Annotated in this window: 18 protein-coding genes; 8 read left to right on the top strand and 10 right to left on the bottom strand. The window is 66.1% G+C overall.

The features are described 5' to 3' along the window. Positions 1-50: 50 nt before the first annotated feature. The 5 genes from glnA (at position 51) to MNAB215_RS21810 (ending at position 7,991) form a co-directional block, all read left to right on the top strand. A complete protein-coding gene (gene glnA / locus MNAB215_RS21845) occupies positions 51-1,487 on the top strand; it encodes a type I glutamate--ammonia ligase (protein WP_077080657.1) in 1,437 nt (478 codons plus the stop codon). A gap of 99 nt (positions 1,488-1,586) precedes the next feature. Next, entirely contained in the window at positions 1,587-2,960 is a 1,374-nt protein-coding gene (locus MNAB215_RS21840) for a flavin monoamine oxidase family protein (protein ID WP_077080656.1), read from the top strand. A 54-nt stretch (positions 2,961-3,014) separates the two neighbouring features. Continuing rightward, complete coding sequence (locus MNAB215_RS21835) at positions 3,015-4,520, top strand: serine/threonine-protein kinase (protein ID WP_077080655.1); 1,506 nt, start codon at positions 3,015-3,017, stop codon at positions 4,518-4,520. Positions 4,521-4,573: 53 nt separating this feature from the next. Continuing rightward, complete coding sequence (locus MNAB215_RS29820) at positions 4,574-6,121, top strand: sensor domain-containing protein (protein WP_077080654.1); 1,548 nt, start codon at positions 4,574-4,576, stop codon at positions 6,119-6,121. 136 nt (positions 6,122-6,257) lie between these two features. Beyond that, positions 6,258-7,991, top strand: a complete 1,734-nt coding sequence (locus MNAB215_RS21810; RefSeq protein WP_077082219.1) for a serine/threonine-protein kinase PknH/PknJ — start codon at positions 6,258-6,260, stop codon at positions 7,989-7,991. 27 nt (positions 7,992-8,018) lie between these two features. Here MNAB215_RS21810 and MNAB215_RS21805 read toward each other — a convergent pair whose 3' ends face one another. From MNAB215_RS21805 to MNAB215_RS21765, 9 genes are all read right to left on the bottom strand, one after another. Beyond that, entirely contained in the window at positions 8,019-9,509 is a 1,491-nt protein-coding gene (locus MNAB215_RS21805; RefSeq protein ID WP_077080653.1) for a tetratricopeptide repeat protein, read from the bottom strand. Between the two features lie 21 nt (positions 9,510-9,530). Then, entirely contained in the window at positions 9,531-10,025 is a 495-nt protein-coding gene (locus MNAB215_RS21800; protein ID WP_077080652.1) for a hypothetical protein, read from the bottom strand. A 62-nt stretch (positions 10,026-10,087) separates the two neighbouring features. Next, positions 10,088-10,321, bottom strand: coding sequence for a hypothetical protein (locus MNAB215_RS21795; protein ID WP_077080651.1), 234 nt, complete (start codon positions 10,319-10,321; stop codon positions 10,088-10,090). 57 nt (positions 10,322-10,378) lie between these two features. Next, complete coding sequence (locus tag MNAB215_RS21790) at positions 10,379-11,239, bottom strand: TIGR03619 family F420-dependent LLM class oxidoreductase (protein WP_077080650.1); 861 nt, start codon at positions 11,237-11,239, stop codon at positions 10,379-10,381. Then, entirely contained in the window at positions 11,236-11,880 is a 645-nt protein-coding gene (locus tag MNAB215_RS21785; RefSeq protein WP_077080649.1) for a PaaI family thioesterase, read from the bottom strand. Before MNAB215_RS21785 ends, MNAB215_RS21790 begins: the two co-directional genes overlap by 4 nt. Beyond that, a complete protein-coding gene (locus tag MNAB215_RS21780; RefSeq protein WP_077080648.1) occupies positions 11,877-14,861 on the bottom strand; it encodes a bifunctional [glutamine synthetase] adenylyltransferase/[glutamine synthetase]-adenylyl-L-tyrosine phosphorylase in 2,985 nt (994 codons plus the stop codon). Before MNAB215_RS21780 ends, MNAB215_RS21785 begins: the two co-directional genes overlap by 4 nt. A 49-nt stretch (positions 14,862-14,910) precedes the next feature. Continuing rightward, a complete protein-coding gene (locus MNAB215_RS21775) occupies positions 14,911-16,251 on the bottom strand; it encodes a glutamine synthetase family protein (protein WP_077080647.1) in 1,341 nt (446 codons plus the stop codon). A 375-nt stretch (positions 16,252-16,626) separates the two neighbouring features. After that, entirely contained in the window at positions 16,627-18,195 is a 1,569-nt protein-coding gene (locus tag MNAB215_RS21770) for an alpha/beta hydrolase (protein ID WP_108637683.1), read from the bottom strand. Between the two features lie 100 nt (positions 18,196-18,295). Then, positions 18,296-19,861 carry an alpha/beta hydrolase gene (locus tag MNAB215_RS21765; RefSeq protein WP_108637682.1) on the bottom strand — a complete coding sequence of 522 codons (1,566 nt, stop codon included), beginning with the start codon at positions 19,859-19,861 and terminating at the stop codon, positions 18,296-18,298. A 235-nt stretch (positions 19,862-20,096) separates the two neighbouring features. On the opposite strand from MNAB215_RS21765, the gene panB reads away from it, so the two are divergent. Continuing rightward, entirely contained in the window at positions 20,097-20,948 is an 852-nt protein-coding gene (panB, locus tag MNAB215_RS21760) for a 3-methyl-2-oxobutanoate hydroxymethyltransferase (RefSeq protein ID WP_077082218.1), read from the top strand. A gap of 1 nt (position 20,949) precedes the next feature. Here the strand turns inward: panB and MNAB215_RS21755 are convergent, their stop codons facing one another. After that, entirely contained in the window at positions 20,950-21,318 is a 369-nt protein-coding gene (locus MNAB215_RS21755) for a heme-binding protein (RefSeq protein ID WP_077082217.1), read from the bottom strand. Between the two features lie 219 nt (positions 21,319-21,537). Between MNAB215_RS21755 and MNAB215_RS21750 the strand changes: the two genes are divergently transcribed. Both MNAB215_RS21750 and MNAB215_RS21745 read left to right on the top strand, forming a co-directional pair. Then, positions 21,538-21,771: a hypothetical protein gene (locus tag MNAB215_RS21750; protein ID WP_077080644.1), complete on the top strand. Its 234-nt coding sequence runs from the start codon at positions 21,538-21,540 to the stop codon at positions 21,769-21,771. A 131-nt stretch (positions 21,772-21,902) separates the two neighbouring features. Continuing rightward, positions 21,903-23,480 (top strand): CYTH and CHAD domain-containing protein, encoded by a 1,578-nt coding sequence (locus tag MNAB215_RS21745; RefSeq protein WP_077080643.1) that lies wholly within the window; start codon positions 21,903-21,905, stop codon positions 23,478-23,480. The last annotated feature ends 2 nt before the right edge of the window (positions 23,481-23,482 follow it).

The raw sequence follows: 23,482 nt of genomic DNA, 5'->3' as shown, positions 1-23,482 counted from the left end.
ACATCATCTCCATAGCGTCGGCCGCGGATCACCGAGCAAAGGAGCATTCAGTGACGGATAAGACGCCCGATGACGTCTTCAAACTCGCCAAGGACGAAGCCGTCGAATTTGTCGACGTCCGGTTCTGTGACCTGCCGGGCACCATGCAGCACTTCACAATTCCGATTTCGTTCTTCGATCAGAGCGTGTTCGACGACGGCTTGGCCTTTGACGGTTCGTCGATTCGTGGATTCCAGTCCATCCACGAGTCCGACATGCTGCTCCTCCCCGACCCCGAGACGGCGCAGATCGACCTCTTCAACGAGGCCAAGACGCTGAACCTGAACTTCTTTGTGCACGACCCGTTCACCCTCGAGCCGTATTCGCGCGACCCCCGCAACATCGCTCGCAAGGCGGAGAACTATCTCATCAGCACCGGGGTTGCCGACACCGCCTACTTCGGCGCCGAGGCCGAGTTCTACATCTTCGACTCGGTGAGCTTCGACTCGCGCACCAACGGTTCGTTCTACGAGGTCGACGCGATCTCGGGTTGGTGGAACACCGGCGAGCCGACGGAAAACGACGGCAGCCTCAACCGCGGTTACAAGGTCCGCCCCAAGGGTGGGTACTTCCCGGTTGCCCCGACCGACCACTACGTCGACCTGCGCAACCGGATGCTGCAGAACCTGATCAAGTCCGGCTTCAGCCTGGAGAAGGGCCACCACGAGGTGGGCACCGGTGGTCAGGCCGAGATCAACTACAAGTTCAACACGCTGCTGCACGCGGCCGACGACATGCAGCTGTACAAGTACATCGTCAAGAACACCGCGTGGCAGAACGACAAGACCGTCACGTTCATGCCCAAACCGCTGTTCGGTGACAACGGCTCGGGTATGCACACCCACCAGTCGCTGTGGAAGGACGGCAAACCGTTGATGTACGACGAGACGGGCTACGCGGGTCTTTCCGACACCGCCCGCCACTACATCGGCGGTCTGTTGCACCACGCGCCGTCGCTGCTGGCGTTCACCAACCCGACGACGAACTCCTACAAGCGCCTGGTCCCCGGGTTCGAGGCGCCGATCAACCTGGTCTACAGCCAGCGCAACCGGTCGGCGTGCGTGCGTATCCCGATCACCGGCAGCAACCCCAAGGCCAAGCGCCTGGAGTTCCGTTGCCCCGACTCGTCGGGCAACCCGTACCTGGCGTTTTCGGCCATGCTGATGGCCGGGCTGGACGGCATCAAGAACAAGATCGAGCCGCAGTCGCCGGTCGACAAGGACCTCTACGAGCTGCCGCCGGAAGAGGCCGCGAACATTCCGCAAGCACCCACTCAGTTGTCCGCGGTGATCGACCGTCTCGAAGCTGACCACGAATACCTCACCGAGGGAGGCGTTTTCACGCCTGACCTGATCGAGACGTGGATCAGCTGGAAGCGCGACTACGAGATCCTGCCGGTCCAGGTGCGGCCGCATCCCTACGAGTTCGCGCTGTACTACGACGTATAAATCCGTCTAGACGGGGCCACCCGTGCTGCGGCCACATTGGTTGCGGGGCGGGTGGTTTCGTCTAGGTCGAGCTAAATACCTTGTGCGACAGGAGGTTTCATGTCGACAGGTCACGATGGCAAGGCCGACGTCGTCGTGGTCGGCGCCGGCCTCTCTGGGCTCTGTGCGGCTCGTGAACTCGTCGCGCGGGGCAAAGACACACTGGCGCTGGAGGCTCGCGACCGTGTCGGCGGTCGAATGCTCCGCAGGCCCGTCATCGACGGCGGGTGGATCGATCTCGGCGGACAGTGGATCGGCCCCACCCACATCGGGGTTCTGTCCCTCGCAGAGTCGTTGGGCGTCAAGCACTTCGAGAGCTATGCCACCGGGCGTACCATCGTCAATTACCGCGGCGCCCGGTCCATCATTGAGGATTCCTTTCCCCCGGCCGTCGCCCTGCCGGCGACATCCGCCGCCGATGCGGCTGAGGCACAACGAGTGTGGCAGCGATTCCGCGCAGTGGCCGCGACCGTGGACACTCAGCGTCCCTGGCTCACCCCGGACGCCCACGCTCTGGACGCTCAGACCGTCACCAGTTGGCTGGCCACAGCCACCGAATCCGAATTCGCCCGGTTCTGCATCAACCACTGGGTGCTTGGCGAAGGCGGCGCCGACCCGGGTGCGACGTCGATGCTGTTCGCCGTCGCTTCGTATGCGGCCGGGCCCGACGAGGAGCAGCCGGAACGATGGCTTTTCGACGGCGGCGCGGGGCAAATCGCCGAGCTGCTGGCGGCCGAACTGGGTGACCGAATTCTACTCGGACGGCCCGTGGTGCGAATCGAGCACGACGACCGGGGAGTGACGGTCACGACCGGCGACGCAAGCTACCGCGCCGACTTCGTGATCGTCGCAGCCCCACCGCATCTGGCCGGAGCCATCGACTACCGGCCACCCTTACCCTCCCGCCGCAGCCAATTCACCCAGCGAGCCCCGATGGGGTCGGTCCTCAAATACGCCGCCATCTATCCGACGGCGTGGTGGCGCGACATTGGACTCAGCGGAGAAGCGGTGAGCGATGGCATCGTCCTCGGCACCGCCGACAGCTCGCCACCCGGCGGCAAACCGGGGATCCTGACCGGCTTCGTCGCGGGAAGACCAGCCGTCGACTTTGCCGACCGATCCGACGACGACCGCAAGCAATCGGTGCTCCGCGAGCTGGCGGCCTGCTTCGGCGACGAAGCGATGCACCCCGTCGATTTCGACGAGAAGAATTGGGCCGCTGAGTCATGGACGGGCGGGGCCTACAACGCGGTGCTGGCGCCGAACACCCTGACCACCTATGCGACTGCCATCGCGCTGCCGATCGGCCGTATTCACTGGGCCGGCACCGACGTCTCCCCCGTCTGGACGGGCTTTTTCGAGGGGGCGGTGCAGGCCGGGTACGCCGCGGCCCGCGCGGTGTGTGATGCGTCGAAATCCAGACGAGCGCGGTGAGCAGGGCTTAAGGTCGCGTTATCCCTGATCGCCGATGGACGTCGGAGGGGCCCAGTGGAAGGAACGCCGTTCGGCCGCTACACGCTGACCGAGTTGCTGGGCCGCGGCGGCATGGGCGAGGTATGGCGCGCTTACGACCCGGAGATGGATCGCGTGGTAGCGCTGAAAGTGTTGGCGCCGAGCTTTGCCAACGATCGGGCATTCCAGGAGCGATTCCGCCGCGAAGCGCGGTCAGCGGCCGGGCTGGACGAACCCCATGTGGTCCCGATCCATGACTTCGGTGAGGTCGACGGCCGCCTGTACGTCACCATGCGGCTGATCAAGGGGCGCGACCTGCACGCCCTGCTCGACGAAGGCCCGCTGCCGCCCGCCCGCGCGGTGGGAATCGTCGAGCAGATCGCCTCGGCGCTCACCGCCGCGCACGAGATCGGGCTGGTGCACCGCGACGTCAAGCCGTCCAACATTTTGGTTGCCGAGGACGACTTCGCCTACCTGATTGACTTCGGCATTGCCCGAGCGGCTGGAGAATCGACGATGACCGCCGCCGGCGCGACGATGGGCACGGCCGCGTACATGTCCCCCGAACGGCTTAACGCGGGGCACGCCGACTCCCGCGCCGATATCTACGCCTTGACCTGCGTACTGCACGAGGCGCTGACCGGCCAGCAGCCCTATCCGGGCGAAACCCCCGAACAACAGGTCGTCGGGCATCTGACCTTGCCTCCGCCGCGGCCATCGGTGCTGCGGGCGGGAGTGCCGGAAGCGATGGATGCCGTCGTCGCCACCGGCATGGCGAAGGATCCTGACCAGCGATACGCGACGGCGAAAGACCTCGCCTACGCCGCACACCTCGCGCTGACAACCACGGGCGCCACCATCAATGCCGGAACCGCGACGCTGCCGGCCAGTGTCGTCGATTCGGCCACAGCGAAAGCACCCACCCAGTTCGCACCGGCCCCGGAAACCGCTGACCGCGTCTCACCGACCGCGGCCCCCACATCCGGACGTACCAAGCTCGTCCTGGGCGCGGTCGGTCTGCTCGTCGCGGCCGTTGTCGTGGTTGCCGTCGTCGTCGGAACCACATCGTCGTCGGGCGGTGGCGTCGCGTCGTCATTCCGACGTTCGACCGCTTCCGGTGCCGGGACCGCGTCCGCCGGCGACCCCGTATCACGATTGCTGGCCATGGTGCCCAACAGCGACCGTTGCACACCCGCCGCGCCTTCCCACCCTGGGTCGCTGGCGGCAGTGCATTGCACGGCGACGGCAAGTGGCAACGCCTTTGTGGCGTTGGTGTATCACCTGTATCCGGACCAGGCCACGCAGAACAACGCATTCAGCAGCCTCAACTTTGTACCGTGCCCGGGAACGACCATGTCACCCCAACCGTGGCAACGTTCTTCGGCCCAGCACACCGAAGGTCAGGTTGGGTGCCTCGTCAGCGACGGGTTCGAAGTGATATGGACGATTCAGTCGCAACTGGTAACCGGTGACGCAAGAGGCCAGCCGCCAACTGCGAGCCTCGACAGCATGTATCAATGGTGGGCAGCCCAATATCAATGAAGCACAGAAAGTTTCAATAACGTCGAATTCAGTCGTACCGTGAGGGAACTGCGATGACTTTGTTCATGAGCTACTCGAGCCAGGATCGGTCAGCCGTCGACGCACTGGCGGCAACTCTTCGGCGGGCCCGCAAACAGGTTTGGTTCGACCAAGAGCTCGGCGGCGGCGACTCCTGGTGGGCCCAGATCCTGGAGCAGATCCGCGCCTGCGACGTGTTCGTCGTTGCGCTGTCCAGCAACTGGTTGCAGTCCAAGCCCAGTCAGTCCGAGCTGCGTTACGCGCAGGCCCTGAATCGGCCGATCCTTCCCGTTCGGATTGGTGACATCAGCAGCATGCGCGTCAATCCCCTTGCCGCGCTGCAGATCATCGACTACCGGGACCCGACGGTTGACGCCAGCATTCAATTGGTGACAGCCATCCACTCGCTCGTCGATAAGCCCCAACCGCTGCCGGACCCGCTGCCCGACGAGCCGCCGGTGCCGTTCGGCTACATCACCCGGTTGGGTAACCAGCTCACGGAAAAGGAGCTCAGCCCGCAGCAGCAGCTACAACTATTGGTCGAACTGCGAAGCGGACTCGACGAGGACGGCGACGACCCCAGCGCCCGCAGCGATATCGCCCAACTGCTGCGCATGATGCGTATGCGACACGACGTCACCTACCGCACGCGAAACGACATCGACAACGTGCTGGCCTCGATCGAGTCGTCCGATTCCCCGGCAGATCAATCGACGACGGCCACTGTGGAGGCGACGCCCCCCAAACAATCGAATGCATCCAGTGATGCGACGACACAACGTGTCTCGACTGAGCCGGCCGGACGTGCAAGCGCCACTCAGGATTCCCGCAAGCGGATGATCCTCGTCGGCGGTGCCGTAGCGGCGGTCGTCATCGCGATCGTCGTGGCAATTGTGATCGCCACCCAGGGTCCGGCAAAGAAGACGGCGACCACGCCCAAGGCCGCACCATCGGCACCGGCACAGCCTGGGAGCGCCGCGCCCGGCGGAGCAGCGCCCACGGCGCCGGGCGGCGCGGTCCCTGCGCCGGCACCGTCTACTCCCCTCGACTCTGTCCTGCTCGGCGCGCCGGAAGTCAGCACCATCATGGGCGTGCCCAGCATGGACATCGGCAACCAGTCGCAGGACATGGCACCGGAGTGGCAGCTGTCAAACCCGAACTGTCTCAATGCTTTCTATCCGACACAGGGTCCGGCCTACGCGGGCAGCGGCTTCACTGGGGTGCGCGGTCAGTTGTTGCACACCGGCGGCGATTATCGAGTCTACGAAGCCGCGGTGAGCTTTCCGACCGCCGATGCGGCCAACGCCTTCGTGGCGGCGTCGGCGAACAATTGGAAGGCTTGTGCCGGCTCAGCCGTGACAGTGACCGCCTCCGGCGGCACGGGCCACTGGAATTTTGGGACCCCTAGCGGCGCCGCCCCCAAGATCACGCTGCAGCGCACGCGCAAAGATGGCACCAGTCAATGCCAGCGCGTGCTGAGCGCGGTGTCCGGCGTTGTCCTCGACGTGGTGGCCTGCGCCCCCGTCGTCCAGAGCCAAGGTGTCCAAATCGCGGACCAGATGGCCAACAACGTGAAGCAGTAAAGGCTCTGGCGCTCAACGCTTCCCAGAAGCCGGAGTCCACTAGACCGCCGGAAGGCGAATCCGCCGCCGAAATCGGTGCCGAAACAAAACAGCTCCGGTGACTCCAGCGGCGCACCCGGCTGCGTATGGTGAGCCGGTGGATGGCACTCCGTTTGGTCGCTACCGCCTCATCGAACTGCTGGGCCGCGGCGGCATGGGCGAAGTATGGCGCGCGCACGACACGGCGACCAACCGAACCGTGGCGATCAAACTGCTGCCGCCGCAGCTGGCCCAGGACCACACGTTCGTGCAGCGCTTCCGCCGAGAAGCAGAAGCGGCAGCGCAGCTAAACAGCCCGCATATCATCCCAATTCACGACTACGGCGAGATCGACGGCCGGCTATTCGTGAACATGCGGTTGATCGAGGGCCGTGACCTGCACGAGATACTGGCGGACGGGCCGCTCGAACCGGCGCGAGCGGTACGCATCATCGAACAGATAGCCAAAGCGCTCAACGCCGCGCACAAAATCGGCTTGGTACACCGCGACGTCAAGCCGTCGAACATCCTGCTCGATGAGGACGACTTCGCCTACCTGATCGATTTCGGGATCGCCCGTGGCGCCGACGAGACCCGATTGACCGGCACCGGCAGCATTATCGGCAGCTGGCACTACATGTCCCCGGAGCGGATGCGAGCCGGTGAGGTCGACGCCCGCTCGGACGTCTATGCGTTGGCGTGCGTGCTGTATGAGTGCCTGACCGCGGCCACTCCATTTCCGGGAGACAGCGCCGAGCAGCAAATCACCGCGCATTTGATGGCCCCGCCGCCGCGCCCGTCGATCAGCCATCCCACCGTGCCTGCCACGCTCGATACGGTGATTGCGATCGGCATGGCCAAAGACCCGGACCAACGGTACCCGACCACCGCTGAGCTGGCCACCGCCGCCCAGCGTGCGATGAGCACCCGGCAGCCCGACCAAAATCATTATTTTCCACCATCTTTCGCGTCTCCCCCGGCGCCGGCCATGCCGGTGACCCAGGCCGCCGCGCCGCGGCTACCGGTCGACCCGAATTTCGTTGCGACGCAACAAGCCCCAGCTGGCCAGCAGCGGGTCGACCCCCGCACACGACGAAACGTGCGGCGGCGACAGATGCAATTGGGGCTAATCGCTGCGCTCGTCGTAATACTTGTCGCCGGCGCCGGCGTCACCGGCTATGTTCTGCTGCAGCCCAGAACCACCTCACAGTCCGCCGGCGCCCCGCAGCCATCCGCCGCCTCTCGCCCGAGTGCCCCCGTCGCGGAGGCCGCACTGGATGGGCTACTGCTCACTCCCGACCAAGTCGACACCACGCTCGGCATCACTGGGGCGACGGTCGCCGAAACGACCACAGATATGGAGGACAACAGCAGCCATGTGGCAGACGCGGCCTGCCGCCCCTTGGCGGGCAACGCGATCGCGCCGGTCTATGCCGGCAGCGGGTGGAAAGCTTTTCGTGAGAACGTGATCCGTGAACCCGGTGGCAAGTGGACTCGTGGCGTCGATCAATCTGTGGTGCTGTTTCCCTCCGCGCAGGATGCGGGTGCGTTCTTCACCACCTCGGCCCAACAGTGGCCGGCCTGCGCCAACCGGCAATTCACCATGACCCGGGTCAACGCACCCGATCAGCTGTGGACCGTGGGGCCGGTCGCCAACACCGGCGGCACCCTGAGCGCCACGTATACCCGCAACGCCAGCCCCGGTTGGTCATGGGAATCCTGCCAGCGCGCGCTGACGGTGGCCAACAACGTCGTCGTCGACGTCGATGAGTGCAACCTCAATCAGTCCGACGCCCCGCGCGACGCCGGAGTCAACGTCGCGCGCCAGATCGCCGCCAAAGTCGCCAGCTAACCGAATCCACTGCCAGGCCAACGTGTTTCAGAAGCCGGAGTCCCCCCCGCCGCCGGAATCGAACCCGCCGCCGAAGTCGGAGCCGCCACCGAAGTCGAAGCTGCCACCGCCGGAATCGGACCCGCCGAATCCGCCGAAGTCGAAGCCTCCGCCACCGGAGTCGTAACCGCCGCCGTCGTTACTGCCGGCGAAGCTGACGTCGCCGCCGCCGGAAGACGAGCCTTGGTTGCCTCCGTCGAATCCGACATTCCCCTGCTGGCTGTCGTAGTCGACGTTTTGGCCGCCGCCGTAGCCGGTGTCCGCCCAAGCCGAATCTTGACCCGCCTCGAAGCCCCGCTCGTAGCTGCCACCCCAGTGGTCATCCAGGAGCGCGTCCATCAGCAGGATGTCGGTGAGCCCCCAGCCCCAGCCCGGCCCCCAGAATGCGTACGGGTAATAGCCGGGGTAGAAGAACATCCCGTTGTGGTAGCCGCCCCCGTAGTAATTCTGGTATCCCGGCTGCGGCGAGGTGCTGTAGTTGTTGTTGTTGATCGTCACGCTCTGACCGGTTTCCGGGTTCGTCGTCTGCACGCTCGCCTGCTTGCGGTCCGCCTCCGGGACCGACTTCACCGCATTCACGTCGGGCTTGGCATCGGGGTAAAGCTTCTGGTAAGCCCTGGCTACCGTCGACTCCACCACCCGCAGGTGCGCCCGCGCCGAGGTGTAGTCACGATGCTGGTAGGCGTTACGTGCTTCGTACAGGCTGGAATTGGCCTTCGTCGCCTCGGCGCTGACGTCGACGCCGCTACCGGTGACCACCGCGTTGTTGATGTCATTGACACCCGATTCGGCGTTGATCAACTCCTGCTTCACCTGGTCGCTCGCCTCGGCGTCCTTGCGGCGCTTACTGTTTCGACTCACGGCGAACACGATCAGCCCCACCACCGCCACCACGATGCCGATGAGGATCAGCATGGTCCACAGCGCGGATGAGCTGCTGTGCTTCTGGCTCGTCACAGGAGACGTCGTGACGTGTGAACCGGATGCCACACTGACGTCGGCCAGTTTCTGGACGAACTCAGTGGTCGCGCCAAACGGATCATTGCGGTGATCCCGAGCCGACTGACTCAAGAGTGAGTCCACATTGTCCGCAACGGACTTCGGCACGTTGTAGGCGCGGACGTGGTACCCGCGGGAGTCGATGACCAGGATGACGCCGCTGAACTCAGCGTTGCGACCCAGGATGACATCGTGGATGGCGTCCGGCGTCGTCGTGCCGGTCTGGTTGGGCGCGACCGCCGCGACCCAGAGCGGCGGTGCACTGCTCCACGCCCACCGGGTGGTCAGGATCTGCTGGTTGACCTGGTCGGCGTTCTGCAGCGGCGGCCTGGCCGCCGAGTCGGCCACCACGTGCGTGCGCGCGTCGAACCGAGCCACCAGCTGGTCTGTGTAGGTGTCGGCGGCGGCAGGGGGCGCGAGCAGCAAGCCCAGCGCCAAAATGGTCGGGGCCAGAGCAACGACCCGGCTTCGTACTGTCACGTTTCTCCCGCAGTTGATTCGTTATCGACGGTGGCCGCAGGAGGTGTCCGACGGCTTCGATGGCCAAGCGCAGGCATCGATGTCGGTGGTGCCGCCCCAGCCGCCTCCGTTGAACATTCCGAAGGCGTTGCCGTTGGTCGCAGTGTAGGTGGCCCCGCCGCCTCCGCTGCCACCACTCGAACTATCGACGATCAGCGACCAGTTCTTCTGTTGCAGCGCAGTCTTATACGCGCCCATGACGTCCATGGGTGCTCCGTTGACCAGGAAATGCAGACGGATCCCGTTTTCTCCGATGGAGTCAGGACCGTCGGTTCGCGCGGTGTTCGGCGGCACGGGTATCAGCGGCCGCAAGTCGGTGTTGGCGCCTGTGGTGGTCGTGGCTTGCGACACCGACGCCGTGACGGTCTTCGAGATCGTCGTGCTGGTCGATGTCGTGGTGCCGGAGTTGGGCGAACTGCCACAGCCCGCTGCGGCCAAGCCGATCGCTGCCATGACGACATACGATCCGTGTTTCATGTTCCCGCCGTCCTCGTGCAGCAACGTTGCCCCATCAACCGTACCAACTTCGGCGGGCCGCCCTAACTGACGATATTGGGGTTCGTTCGGGTGGCCAATATCCCCCGCGACCCTTTGATGGGATGGCCGTCGGCCATCTCGACGATCTCGAGCCAAGCGCCCGGAGCGATGTAGTGCCGGCTGACGTCCTCGCGTTGCATCTTGATCAGCAGCACGCCCGAATCGCTGACCTCGAAGGTGTCAAATGCGCCGTAGTCGCGCGGGCTGCCGTTGCTGAAAACCACCGTGAATGTCATGCGACGAGTATGGGGGCAAACTCAGCAGCAACGCGGAAGTTGTCGAAAAGTTCACGTCTACCGGTCGAGCGCCAGGTCCTTGCGGAACCGCTGCATGCCGTCGATCTTGTCGTGAAGCGTCGCGTCGGGCCCCGTGTAGAACATCCACGGCATGGTGATGATGCCGCTGATGCCTGCGTCTTCGGCGCGCTGGTAATCGCTGGGGGTGAACGCGTCGGTGAGCGGTGTCAGGACGGTGAAATCCGCTACAGATAACCCGTTTTCACGACGAAGTTCGTGCAGCCTGCCGACGGCCTCAATGGCACGATCGGTGTTGATCAGGTCGCCGATCCACCCGTCGTTGCGGGCGGCGCGGCGCAGTGCGGCGTCGCTGAGCCCCCCCGCGTACACGGGTATCGGCGGCGGGGTGGGCTGCATCTCGAGCCGCGGCGTCGGATAGAACTCTCCGTCGAACTCCGTCCAACCGGGTTGCCACAGCGCCCGCATCAACTCGATGATCTCGTCGGTGCGCTTGCCGCGGGCGGCGAATTGCTCGCCCATCAACGCGAATTCTTCACGGCACCAGCCGACGCCGATGCCCAGCTCGATCCGGCCCGACGCCAAAACTGCCGCAGTACCAATGGCTTTGGCCGCCGAGTAGGGATTGCGCATCGCCGGGATGTACACGGTGGTGACGAATCGCAGCCGGGAGGTCACCTGGGCCAGTGCGCCGACCAGGACCCAGGGATCGGGCCAATCGGTGAAGGGCTGCCAGCGTCGTTCCCCGTCTTTGGTGTACGGGTACGGCGTTTCCAGGGTCTCCAGGTTGACCACGTGGTCGGGTATCCCGATGCCGTCGTAGCCGAGCTCGTCAGCGGCCCTGGCGATCTCGACGATCTCGCGGGTATTCAGGAAGGCACTACTGATGTAGAACTTCACTGGCCGTCCCTTGCCCACGCCGGTTCGATGAAGACGCCATCGGCCTCCACCGTCACCCCTGCGGCGTCCGAGATCGTCCCGCGCGCAAAGACTTTGACGCCCTCATGGCGCTCGATCCACGCCTCGGAGCGGAGCGGCCCCAGCGGGGTGCCGCGCAGATACTTCACGGTGATCGTCCCGGTGAAGCGCGCCTTGGACAGCCCCTCGCTGGCGGCTTCGCCGAGCATGTGGTCGAGCACCAGGGCGCTGACGCCGCCGTGCACCAGACCGGGCGGGCCCTCGTAGGCCAAGCCCAGGACGAACTCACTCCAGCACCGGCCGCCGCCCTCCTGATGCACGACGATCGGCGGGGCGATGGGATTGCACACGCCGACCGCGGCATTGCCGAGCGGCAGCGGGCGACCGTCGACGCGATAGCTCACCTTGGCCGAACGGGTGCGTTGGCGAAGCGACTCGGTGACACCCTCGATGGCCGCCCGGGCGTTGTCGACGACGCCGCCGTCGACCTCGGTAAGGATGGTGGCCTCGATGAGTTCCCTTACCGCGTCGGCCAACGGAGCGTACCGGCCCGTCACTCGGACAGCCTCTTCCACGCTGAGCACCTCGAAGGAGGCGTCAAACGCGCGCGCTTCCGGGTTCAACTGCCAAACACCTTGCGCACCACTACTTTTGCGCGGCGCGTCACTCGCAGATAGTTGTCCAAGAACTCACTTCCATCGTCGTTGGGCCAGCCCGCGGCGACCGCGACCGCGTTGAGCTGACGTCCGGGGCCGGGCAGCTGGTCGGTTGCCTTGCCGCGCACCAGCACCAGCGCGTTGCGGGCCCGGGTCGCGGTCAGCCAGGCCTCGCGCAGCAGGTCCACCTCGTCGGCGGGCACCAGCTCGGTCTGGGCGATCACGTCCAGGGATTCCAGCGTCGAGGTGTTGTGCAGCGCCGGGATCTCGTGTGCGTGCTGCAATTGGAGCAGCTGCACCGTCCACTCGATGTCGGCCAGCCCGCCGCGGCCCAGCTTGGTGTGCGTGTTGGGGTCGGCGCCGCGCGGCAACCGTTCGGACTCGACGCGGGCCTTGATCCGGCGAATCTCCTGCACCGCCTCCGCCGACACTCCGTCTTTCGGGTAGCGCGTCTTGTCGGCCATCAGCAGGAACCGCTCGCCCAGCTCCGCGTCGCCGGCGACTGCGTGCGCGCGCAGCAGGGCCTGGATCTCCCACGGCTGTGCCCACTGCTCGTAGTAGGCGGCATACGAAGCCAAGGTGCGGACCATCGGACCATTGCGCCCCTCGGGCCGTAGATTGGCGTCGATTTCCAGCGGCGGGTCGACGCTGGGCGTGCCCAGCAAGGCCCGGACCTGCTCGGCGATCGACGCCGACCACTTCACCGCCCGAGACTCGTCGGCCCCGTTGGCCGCCTCGCAGACAAACATCACGTCGGCGTCGGACCCGTAGCCCAGCTCGGAGCCACCCAGCCTGCCCATCCCGATAACAGCAAGGGCTGCAGGCGCTTTGCCGTCTTCGGGCAGATTGGCCCGCATCAACGCATCCATCGCGGCCTGCAGCACGGCCACCCAGACCGACGTCAGGGCCGCGCACACGTCCCTGACCTCGAGCAGGCCAAGCAGGTCCGCCGAACCGATCCGCGCCAGCTCCCGGCGGCGCAACGCGCGGGCACCCGCGATCGCGCGCACCGGGTCGGCGTGCCGGGCCGCGGAAGTGATCAGTCCACGGGCCACCGTGGCGGGGTCGGTCTGCAGCAGCTTCGGCCCGCCCGGCGCGTCGCTGTAACTCTCAATGACCCGGGGTGCGCGCATCAACAGGTCCGGCACATAGGTCGAGGTTCCGAGCACATGCATCAGCCGCTTGGCCACCGCGGGCTTGTCGCGCAGCGTGGCCAGATACCAGGTCTCGGCGGCCAGCGCCTCGGACAGGCGGCGATAGGCCAGCAGGCCGCCGTCGGGGTCGGGCGCGTACGACATCCAGTTGAGCAGCCTCGGCAGCAGCACCGACTGCACCCGGCCACGCCGGCCGCTCTGATTGACCAGCGCCGACATGTGCTTCAGCGCGGTCTGCGGCCCCTCGTAACCCAGGGCGGCCAGCTGGCGCTCGGCAGCGGCCGACGTCATACCGCCGGCAAGCTCCAGCCCGGCTGGACCGATCGATTCGAGCAGCGGCTGATAGAAGAGCTTCGCGTGCAGCTGCGACACCCGCAGGTTCTGGTGCTTGATCTCATCGCGCAGCACCCCGGCAGCATCGTTGCGGCCATCGGGCCGGATGTGCGCGGCGCGGGCCAGCCAGCGCACCGCCTCTTCGTCGTCGACCTCGGGCAGCAGGTGGGTGCGCTTGAGGCGTTGCAGCTGCAGCCGGTGCTCCAGCAGCCGCAGAAACTCGTAGGAAGCGGTCAGGTTCGCCGCGTCCTCGCGACCGATGTAGCCGCCCGCGCTCAGGGCGGCCAACGCATCGACGGTGGAGGCGACGTGCAGTGACTCGTCGCCGCGGCCGTGCACCAGCTGCAGCAGCTGCACGGCGAATTCGACGTCGCGCAATCCGCCACTGCCGAGCTTGATTTCGCGGGCCCGAACATCCTTGGGCACCAACTGCTCGACCCGGCGCCGCATCGCCTGGACTTCGACCACGAAATCCTCACGCTCGCAGGCGACCCAGACCATCGGCATCAACGCCGACAGGTAGCGCTCACCAAGCTCGGCGTCACCCACCGCCGCCCTGGCCTTCAACAACGCCTGGAACTCCCAGGTCTTCGCCCAGCGCTCGTAGTACGCGATATGCGACTCGACGGTGCGCACCAGCTCACCGCTGCGCCCCTCGGGCCGCAGCCCGGCGTCCACCGCGAAGCAGGCCGCCGAGGCCACCCGCATCGCCTCGCCGGCCACCCGCGCCGACGTCGCATCGGCATTCTCGGCGACGAAGATGACGTCGACATCGCTGACGTAGTTCAATTCGCGGGCACCGCATTTGCCCATCGCGATGATCGCCAGCCGCGGCGGCGTCCGGTCGCCGCACACGGTGACCTCGGCGACCCGCAGCGCCGCGGCCAGCACCGCGTCCGCCGTGTCCGACAGCTGGGCACCGACGACGGTGAAGGGCACCACCGGCTCGTCCTCGACGGTCGCGGCCAGGTCGAGCGCCGCCAGCACCAGCAGGTGGTCGCGGTACGTCGTGCACAACCGCGGAATCGCCGCCGCGGGGTCGCTCAACGTGTCCGCAACGCAGCGGAGGAACGTCTCGTGCAGCTGGTCGCGTGTGGGCAGTTTCACCTTGCCCCGCAGCAGCTTCCACGACTGCGGATGGGCCACCAGGTGATCCCCGAGGGCCAGCGACGAGCCCAGCACCGCGAACAGCCGGCCACGCAGCGGACGTTCTTTCAGCAGGGCGGCGTTGAGCTCATCCCAGCCGCTGTCCTGGTTCTCGGCGAGCCGAACCAACGCCTTCAGCGCGGCGTCCGGGTCGGGCGCGCGCGACAACGACCACAGCAGGTCGACGTGCGCCTGGTCGTCTTCGCTATTCCAGCCCAGCTGCGCCAGACGCTCGCCCGCGGGGGGGTCGATCAACCCGAGCCGACCCACGCTGGGCAGTCTGGGGCGGTCGGTCGCGGGTTTGGTCACGCCCAAAACGGTAGCGCAACCCGGCGTTCACTCAGACCAGCCGTCACCAAACGCGTTACAGCGACAGGTAGGTGCTCAGCTCATATGGTGTGACGTGGCTGCGGTAGTTCGCCCATTCCGAGCGCTTGTTTCGCAAGAAGAAGTCAAAAACGTGCTCCCCCAGGGCTTCTGCGACGAGCTCGGAAGACTCCATGCAGCGCAGGGCGGCGTCCAGACTGGTCGGCAGCTCGCGGTAGCCCATGGTGCGGCGCTCGTCGGGTGTCAGGTCCCACACGTTGTCCTCGGCCTGCGGGCCCAGCACATATCCCTTCTCGACCCCGCGCAGCCCGGCGGCCAGCAGCACGGCGAACGCCAGGTACGGGTTGCAGGCCGAGTCGGGGCTGCGCACCTCGATGCGTCGCGACGATGTCTTGTGCGGGGTGTACATCGGGACCCGGACCAACGCGGAGCGGTTGGCCGCTCCCCAGGAGGCGGCCGTGGGCGCCTCGCCGCCGTGCACCAACCGCTTGTAGGAGTTGACCCACTGATTGGTGACCGCGCTGATTTCCGATGCGTGCTCGAGGATCCCCGCGATGAACGATTTGCCCACGTCCGACAGTTGCAGCGGATCGTCGGGACTGTGGAAGGCGTTGACGTCGCCCTCGAACAGGCTCATGTGGGTGTGCATGGCCGAGCCGGGGTGCTGCCCGAACGGCTTGGGCATGAACGATGCCCGGGCGCCGTTCTCCAGCGCAACCTCTTTGATGACGTAGCGGAACGTCATCACGTTGTCGGCCATCGATAGGGCGTCGGCGAAGCGCAGGTCGATCTCCTGCTGGCCGGGCGCGCCCTCGTGGTGGCTGAACTCGACCGAGATTCCCATGAATTCCAGGGCGTCGATCGCGTGCCGGCGGAAGTTGGACGCGGAGTCGTGCACCGCCTGGTCGAAGTAGCCGGCGTTGTCGACGGGGATGGGCACCGATCCGTCCTCGGGCCCCGGCTTGAGGAGGAAGAATTCGATTTCGGGGTGCACATAGCAGGAGAAGCCCAGGTCGTTGGCCTTCTGCAGCTGACGCCGCAAGACGTGCCGCGGGTCCGCCCACGACGGCGAGCCGTCCGGCATGGTGATGTCGCAGAACATCCGCGCCGAGTGGTGATGGCCGGAGGCGGTCGCCCAGGGCAGCACCTGGAAGGTCGACGGGTCCGGGTTTGCCACGGTGTCAGATTCCGAAACCCGCGAAAAGCCCTCGATCGAGGACCCGTCGAAGCCGATACCTTCCTCGAACGCGCCCTCGAGTTCGGCCGGGGCGATGGCGACCGACTTGAGGTAACCGAGGACGTCAGTGAACCAAAGCCGCACAAAGCGGATGTCCCGTTCCTCCAGCGTGCGGAGGACGAATTCCTTCTGTCGATCCATACCCCGCACAGTAGGAGCTACCTGTTAAATCTGTGTTACGGAAGCAATTAGTGCCGCGCACACACGTTAAAAAAGCCGCAGGTCAACGGAGTGCGGGGGACCCGGTTTCCGGGCGTGTCAAACGGGTGCGTCGCCGCGGCCCAGAGGTGCGCCAGCAAGGCGGGAAGCGACCGACGCCACAAGTCAGCGAGTTACACCCCGCGGGCAAATTGGCATGATTCAGCAGGGGAATCTGACCGTGTTTATCCGGGCAGACCTCGTTCGGCACGTTGGGCGGCGGCGAGGCCCTGCGCCCCTTTGCAGCATCTGCGGCCGCTCCGGCTTCGGCTAGGCGCACATTACCGATCCGCTGTGAGGACGCCGTGCCGGCCGGCACTAACGGCACTGCAGGGCCGCCGGCGGCAACATCCCGGAGATCAAATACCGCGTCGCCGCGGTGTCCACACACTGGTCACCGGCGAACACCGCGGTGTGCTGGGTCCCGTCGTAGGTGATCAGCGGGGCGCCCAGCTGGCGGGCCAGGCTCACCCCGGCCTGATACGGGGTCGCCGGATCGTGCGTAGTGGAGACGACGACGACCTTGCCGAGCGGCACCGGCGACGCCGCGTGCGGCTGCGACGTTGCGGGCACCGGCCACAGCGCGCACAGGTCCCGCGGTGCACTCCCGGTGAATGGCCCATAACTGAGGAACGGGGCCGCCTGCCGGATCTGCTGATCGGCGGAAACCCAGGTCGCCGAGTCCGTCGGTGACGGCGCGTCCACGCAGCGCACCGCGTTGAACGCGTCCTGGTCGTTGCTGTAATGCCCGTTCTTATTGCGGTCGTTGTAGTCGTCGGCGAGCATCAGCAAGTCACCGGCGTCGCTGGCACGCTGCAGGCCGAGCAGGCCACTGGTCAGGTACTTCCAGTGCTGCGGGGTGTACAGCGCGTTGATGGTGCCGGTGGTCGCGTCGGCATAACTGAGGCCGCGCGGGTCAGAGGTCTTTCCCGGCTTGGCGACCAGCGGGTCGACCAGGGCGTGATAGCGGGCGACGAACTGGGCCGGGTCGGTGCCCAACGGGCACGCCGGCGAGCGGCCGCAGTCGGCGGCGTAGTCGTTGAACGCGGTCTGGAAGCCGGCCATCTGGTCGACGTTTTCCTGGACCGGGCCGACGGTCGGGTCGATGGCACCGTCAAGCACCATCGTCCGAACGTGGTCACCGAATTCCTCGAGGTAGGCGGTGCCGATCTCGGTGCCGTAGCTGTAGCCGAGGTAGCTGATCTGCTCCTCACCGAGGGCCTGGCGGACGGCGTCCATGTCGCGCGCGACGGCTACGGTGCCGACGTTGGCCAGGAACGCATTGCCCATGCGGCTAGAACACTGCTGGGCCAACTGGCGGTAGAGCTGCTCGATGTGCGCCACACCGGCCGGGCTGTAGTCGACCATCGGTTCGCGCCGGTAGGCGTCGAACTCGGCGTCCGTCCGGCACCGCAGCGCCGGGGTTGAGTGCCCCACCCCGCGCGGATCAAATCCCACTAAGTCGAAGTCGCGGGTGATGTCGCTGCCCTTCAAGTCGGACGCCATCCCGGCCACCATGTCGACAGCGGACCCGCCGGGTCCGCCCGGGTTGATCAACAGCGATCCGATGCGCTGACCGGTGGCGGGGACGCGAATCACCGCCAGCTTGGCTTGCGCCCCACCGGGATTGTTGTAGTCGACCGGGACCGACACATTGCCGCATTGCGCGGTGGGGACATCGCTGATGTTGTTAAGGAATTTGCTGCAGCTGCCCCATTGCAGCGGGGGCGCGGCGGCGGCCGGCGGAGCCGGGTTCGGAGTCTGGCCCGCACCGGGTTCCGGGGTTGCGTGAGCCTTCGGCAGCACCAGACCTTGTTGGCCCGCGAACAGAATTCCTAACGACAGCAGCGCCAAACTCAACGGTTTCAGGCGCGACATGCAGGACATCGTGTCAGCTTCGAGTAATCCGTAACATCGCGAAAAGGTCACGCCTTGGTCTCGGCCCGCGTGGCTACTCGGTGTGGCTAATGCGCCGGGTTACAAGGCACTAGCACTTTGCGCCGCTGGGCGGCGTGGTGCCACCGATCAGATACGCCGCCACGTAGTCGTCGATGCAGCTGTCACCCTGGAATACCACCGTGTGCTGGGTGCCGTCGAACGTGAGCAGCGAGCCGTGCAGCTGATTGGCCAGATCGACGCCGGCCTTGTACGGGGTCGCGGGATCGTGGGTAGTCGACACCACCACGGTCGGGGCCAGACCCGGCGCCGAGACGGCGTGCGGCTTGGTGGTGGGCGGCACCGGCCAGAACGCGCAAGTGCCCAGCGGGGCATCACCGGTGAACTGCCCGTAACTCATGAACGGGGCAATCTCACGGGAGCGGCGGTCTTCGTCAATCACCTTCGCGCGGTCGGTAACTGGCGGCTGGTCCACACAGTTGATCGCCACTCGCGCGTCGGTGGCATTGGTGTAATGGCCGTGCGGATCGCGGCGCATGTACATATCGGCCAGGGCCAGCAGGGTGTCGCCGTGGTGGTCGACCAATTCGGACAGGCCGTCGGTCAGGTGGTGCCAGAGCGTCGGTGAGTACAGCGCCATGATGGTGCCCACGATGGCGTCGCTGTAGCTCAGCCCGCGCGGGTCGTTGGTGTGCACCGGCCGGCCGATCATCTGGTTGTTCGGGTCGACCATCGGGTCGACCAGGCTGTGATAGACGTCGACGGCTTTGGCCGGGTCGGTGCCCAGCGGACAGGTCGGCCGCTTGGCGCAGTCGGTCGCGAAGTCGTTGAACGCGTCCTGGAATCCCTTGGCCTGCCGAAGATCCGCTTCGGTGGGGTCGGCGTTGGGGTCGACGGCGCCGTCGAGGATCATCGCCCGCACTTTCTGCGGGAAGGCCTCGGCGTATGCCGAGCCGATGCGGGTGCCGTAGGAGTAGCCGAGGTAGGTCAGTTTGTCGTCACCCAGCGCCGCGCGGATAGCATCCAAATCCCTTGCGACCGCCACGGTTCCGATGTTGGCGAGAAAATCCTTGCCCATCTTGTCGACGCAGCGGCCGACGAATTGCTTTGTCTCGTCTTCGATATGGGCGACACCCGCAGGGCTGTAGTCGACGTTCGGCTCGGTGCGCAACCTGTCGTTGTCGGCATCCGAGTTGCACCAGACCGCCGGCCGCGACGACCCGACGCCGCGCGGGTCGAAGCCGACCAGATCGAAGCGCTCGCGGACCCGCTTGGGCATCGTCTGCACAACTCCCAGGGCGGCGTCGATCCCGGATTCGCCGGGGCCGCCGGGGTTGATCACCAACGAGCCCAGCCTGTCCCCGGTGGCCGGAAAGCGAATCATCGCCAGCACCGCGACGTCGGTGCCGGTTGGGTGGTCATAGTCGATCGGCACGGCGAGCTTGCCGCACAGCGCACCACTGGGCAGCTTCACCGAGCTGCCGACGACCCGGCACGGCGTCCACTCCACCGGCTGGCCCAGCTTGGGCTCCGACATGAGGCCACGTCCGTTGACGACGCGGACACAGCCCACCAGGACCAACGCCGTGGTCGTGATCGCCGTCGAGATCAGCAAAATACGCGCGATCTTGTCGCGGCGAGACAGGCCCATGCCCACCTATGCTGCCAGAGCCAACCTGAGATTCTGATGTGCGGCCGACATCGGCTGGCTACCTGGTGGCCGCAGCCAGTTCGCCCATCCCCGCCCATTCGCCGGCCATTTTTCAATGGCATGTCTCACACATATCGGGCGGTGCATCTGCGCAACAGAGATGGCAGAATGGCCTGAGTCAGACGAACCCGGGGACCTTGACGGCCACGAGGATCGACCCGACCACCATTTAGGGACAATGATGTCTGAGCAGAACGTTTACGGTGCAAACGCGGCGCAGGAAGCTTCGAAGGCGCCCCGAACCAGAATCCGCACCCATCATCTGCAGAAAATGAAGGCCGAAGGCCGCAAGTGGGCCATGCTCACCGCCTACGACTATTCGACTGCGCGCATCTTCGACGAGGCCGGCATCCCGGTGTTGTTGGTCGGCGACTCGGCCGCCAACGTCGTGTACGGCTACGACACCACGGTGCCCATCTCGATCGATGAGCTGATTCCGCTGGTGCGCGGCGTTGTGCGCGGAGCGCCCCACGCATTGGTCGTCGCCGACCTGCCGTTCGGCAGCTACGAGGCCGGTCCCGCCGCCGCACTGGCCGCCGCCACCCGGTTCATGAAGGAGGGCGGCGCGCACGCCGTCAAGCTCGAGGGCGGCGAGCGAGTCGCCGAGCAGATCGCGTGCCTATGCGCCGCGGGCATCCCGGTGATGGCGCACATCGGTTTCACGCCCCAAAGCGTCAACACGCTGGGCGGCTTCCGGGTGCAGGGCCGCGGTGACGCCGCGGAGCAGACCGTTCACGACGCGATCGCCGTCGCCGAGGCCGGTGCATTTTCCGTCGTAATGGAAATGGTGCCAGCGGAATTGGCCACTCAGATCACCGGGAAGCTGACCATTCCGACCGTCGGAATCGGCGCCGGGCCCCACTGCGACGCCCAAGTACTGGTGTGGCAGGACATGGCCGGAATGAGCAACGGCAAAGCCGCCCGATTCGTCAAGCGTTTCGCCGACGTCGGAGGCGAATTACGCCGGGCCGCAACGCAATACGCAGAAGAAGTCGCCAGCGGAACCTTTCCCGCCGAAGAACACTGCTTCTGAATCAGTCCATGTTGCACCGACTGTGAAAGTCGGTGAGCGGCTGGCGAATGCCTTCGAGGTCGGTGTGCGTCTGCGGGTTGGCATCCATGTACTGCTTGACCTGGTCAACCTGATCGCTGCGGGGCTGGCCCTTGAGGCTGGTGAAGTAGGCGTTGACGTCCGGATGGCTGAACAGATACACCGAGGTCGCCGCGGCCACGCCCGCGGACACCTGGGCCAGGTCGGCCGCCGTGCAGTTGGGTGCCGGCGCCGGACCCGCGGGGTCCGCGGCAGCCGATGCGACGGCCCCGAAAAGCATTGCACCGCTGATCGCGCCGGCGGCAATTCCGCCGGTAATCACGCGGGATGTGGCGTGTGCGAAAGACACCATCGATGGCTCCTCTTTTCCGGAATCCGTAACTACGCGCACCGAAACCATAAGCGGTTTCAGCGCGACATAGGGGCTAAATACTCGGCAAAGAATTTGCGCATCAATAAGGCAAAACCCCACCGGCTGTCGATGGCGAACTCGATATACTCCAATCCTCTGTCCGCCCACCGCAGTGCGACCGACCACAGCAGCTCGCCTGTGGCAGGAAGGAGTCTGACGATGACTCAGCGTCGCTGGATGGCGGGACTGCTGGCCTTGTTCGCGATCGGCCCCGCGATCGTGATCGTGACGCAACCCGCCGGGCGGGCCGACGCGAGTGTCTGTGTCAACGCCGGTCGGCGCGTTTCGGTGAGCGGTTGCGCCAACGTCGGCGACGCCATCGCGCGCTGGGCGCCGCCGCCGGGGGATTACGCGCCTATGCCGGAAGACCCTCCGCCGCCGCCCCCGCCGTAAGCGCTGGCGGACACGCCGCAGCCGCCACAGCTGGCCGCCTCGTCACCGTGGTGTGGCACCCTATGAGTGTTCATCCCCGACCGTCGACGACCGTCTAAGACCGCGGCGACGCGCCCTCAACGGAGCCGAAAATGCCTGGAAACGCGCCAAAAACCTCGCGCCATCTGGAGGTAGAGCGCAAGTTCGACGTCGTCGAATCGACGGTCACTCCGTCGTTCGAAGGCATCGCGGCGGTGGCCCACGTCGAGAAGTCGCCGATCGAATCGCTGGATGCGATGTACTTCGACACGCCGGGCCAGGATCTGGCGCGCAACAAAATCACGTTGCGGCGCCGCACCGGTGGCCATGACGCGGGCTGGCACCTGAAGTTGCCCGCCGGGCCCGATGCCCGCACCGAGATCCGGGCGCCGTTAGGGCCCGAGGCCGAGGACTCCGTGCCAGACGACTTGCTGGACGTGGTGCTGGCGATTGTCCGGGACCGACCAGTCAAGCCGGTCGCCCGGATCACCACCCAGCGCGAAAGTCAGGTGCTCTACAGCGCGGCGGGCACGGCACTCGCGGAGTTCAGCAACGACCATGTGACCGCCTGGGCAGCCGGCGCGACCGAGGACCCCGACTCCGGTCCGGTCGAACAAGAGTGGCGCGAGTGGGAGCTCGAGCTCGCCGAATCCAGTGGGGATGCGGACACCGAGCTGCTGAGTCGGCTGAGCAATCGGTTGCTCGATGCCGGCGCCGAACCCGCCGGTCACGCTTCCAAGTTGGCGCGGGTGCTGGGCACCACGGTGCCGTCCGACAACTCCCAGCTGCCCGAGGACCCAGTGCAGCGCGCGGTGGCCGAGCAGGTCGACGAGCTCTTGGTGTGGGATCGCGCCGTGCGCGCCGACACCGACGATTCGGTGCACCAGATGCGGGTGACCACCCGCAAGATCCGCAGCCTGCTGCGCGACGCCCAAGAGTCGCTCGGGATAACCGACGACGGCGCATTCGCCTGGGTTCTCGATGAGCTACGCGAACTCGCCGGTGTCTTGGGCGTGGCGCGCGACGCCGAGGTGCTCGCGCAGCGCTACGAGCAGGAGCTGGACCGGCTCGCGCCGGAGTTGGTGCGGGGGCCGGTGCGGGAGCGTCTGGTCGAGGGCGCACAGCGCCGGTATCAGAACGGGCTGCGACGGTCGTTGATCGCGATGCGCTCGCAGCGCTACTTCCGTCTGCTCGACGCGCTGGATGCGATAGCGGTCGAAAGCCCGGAAGCCGCGCCGGGCGAGGAAACCCCGGCGGTCACCATCGACGCTGCCTATAAGAAAGTGCGCAAGGCGGCGAAGGCCGCCGCCCAGGCCGAGCAAGCCGCCGAGTCGGACGACGCCGATCGAGAAGATTCCGAAGACCACGATCCCGAGCACGACGTCGATGAGGCTCTACATCGAATCCGTAAGCGCGCCAAGCGACTGCGGTACACGGCTTCTGCTACCGGCGCGGACGAGGTGTCCAAGCAGGCCAAGGCCATCCAGACGATACTCGGCGATCATCAAGACAGTGTGGTCAGCCGTGAACACCTGTTGCAGCAGGCCGACGCCGCGTACGCCGCCGGCGAGGACACCTTCACCTACGGTCTGCTGTACCAGCAAGAGGCTGAGCTGGCCGACAGCTCTCGTCGGCAGCTCGACGACGCACTGAGCAAACTCGACAAGTCGGTGCGCAAAGCGCGGCACTGACG

The sequence above is a fragment of the Mycobacterium numidiamassiliense genome, from assembly GCF_900157365.1.
GTDB lineage: Bacteria > Actinomycetota > Actinomycetes > Mycobacteriales > Mycobacteriaceae > Mycobacterium > Mycobacterium numidiamassiliense.
This window is presented reverse-complemented; position numbering and strand designations above follow the sequence as displayed.

Bases quoted from the DNA above. Each gene is read 5' to 3' on its own strand.
- MNAB215_RS21840 (WP_077080656.1), top strand. From the start codon at position 1,587: ATGTCGACAGGTCACGATGGCAAGGCCGACGTCGTCGTGGTCGGCGCC.
- MNAB215_RS29820 (WP_077080654.1), top strand. From the start codon at position 4,574: ATGACTTTGTTCATGAGCTACTCGAGCCAGGATCGGTCAGCCGTCGAC.
- MNAB215_RS21800 (WP_077080652.1), bottom strand. From the start codon at position 10,025: ATGAAACACGGATCGTATGTCGTCATGGCAGCGATCGGCTTGGCCGCA.
- MNAB215_RS21795 (WP_077080651.1), bottom strand. From the start codon at position 10,321: ATGACATTCACGGTGGTTTTCAGCAACGGCAGCCCGCGCGACTACGGC.
- MNAB215_RS21775 (WP_077080647.1), bottom strand. From the start codon at position 16,251: ATGGATCGACAGAAGGAATTCGTCCTCCGCACGCTGGAGGAACGGGAC.
- MNAB215_RS21770 (WP_108637683.1), bottom strand. From the start codon at position 18,195: ATGTCCTGCATGTCGCGCCTGAAACCGTTGAGTTTGGCGCTGCTGTCG.
- panB (WP_077082218.1), top strand. From the start codon at position 20,097: ATGTCTGAGCAGAACGTTTACGGTGCAAACGCGGCGCAGGAAGCTTCG.
- MNAB215_RS21755 (WP_077082217.1), bottom strand. From the start codon at position 21,318: ATGGTGTCTTTCGCACACGCCACATCCCGCGTGATTACCGGCGGAATT.
- MNAB215_RS21750 (WP_077080644.1), top strand. From the start codon at position 21,538: ATGACTCAGCGTCGCTGGATGGCGGGACTGCTGGCCTTGTTCGCGATC.
- MNAB215_RS21745 (WP_077080643.1), top strand. From the start codon at position 21,903: ATGCCTGGAAACGCGCCAAAAACCTCGCGCCATCTGGAGGTAGAGCGC.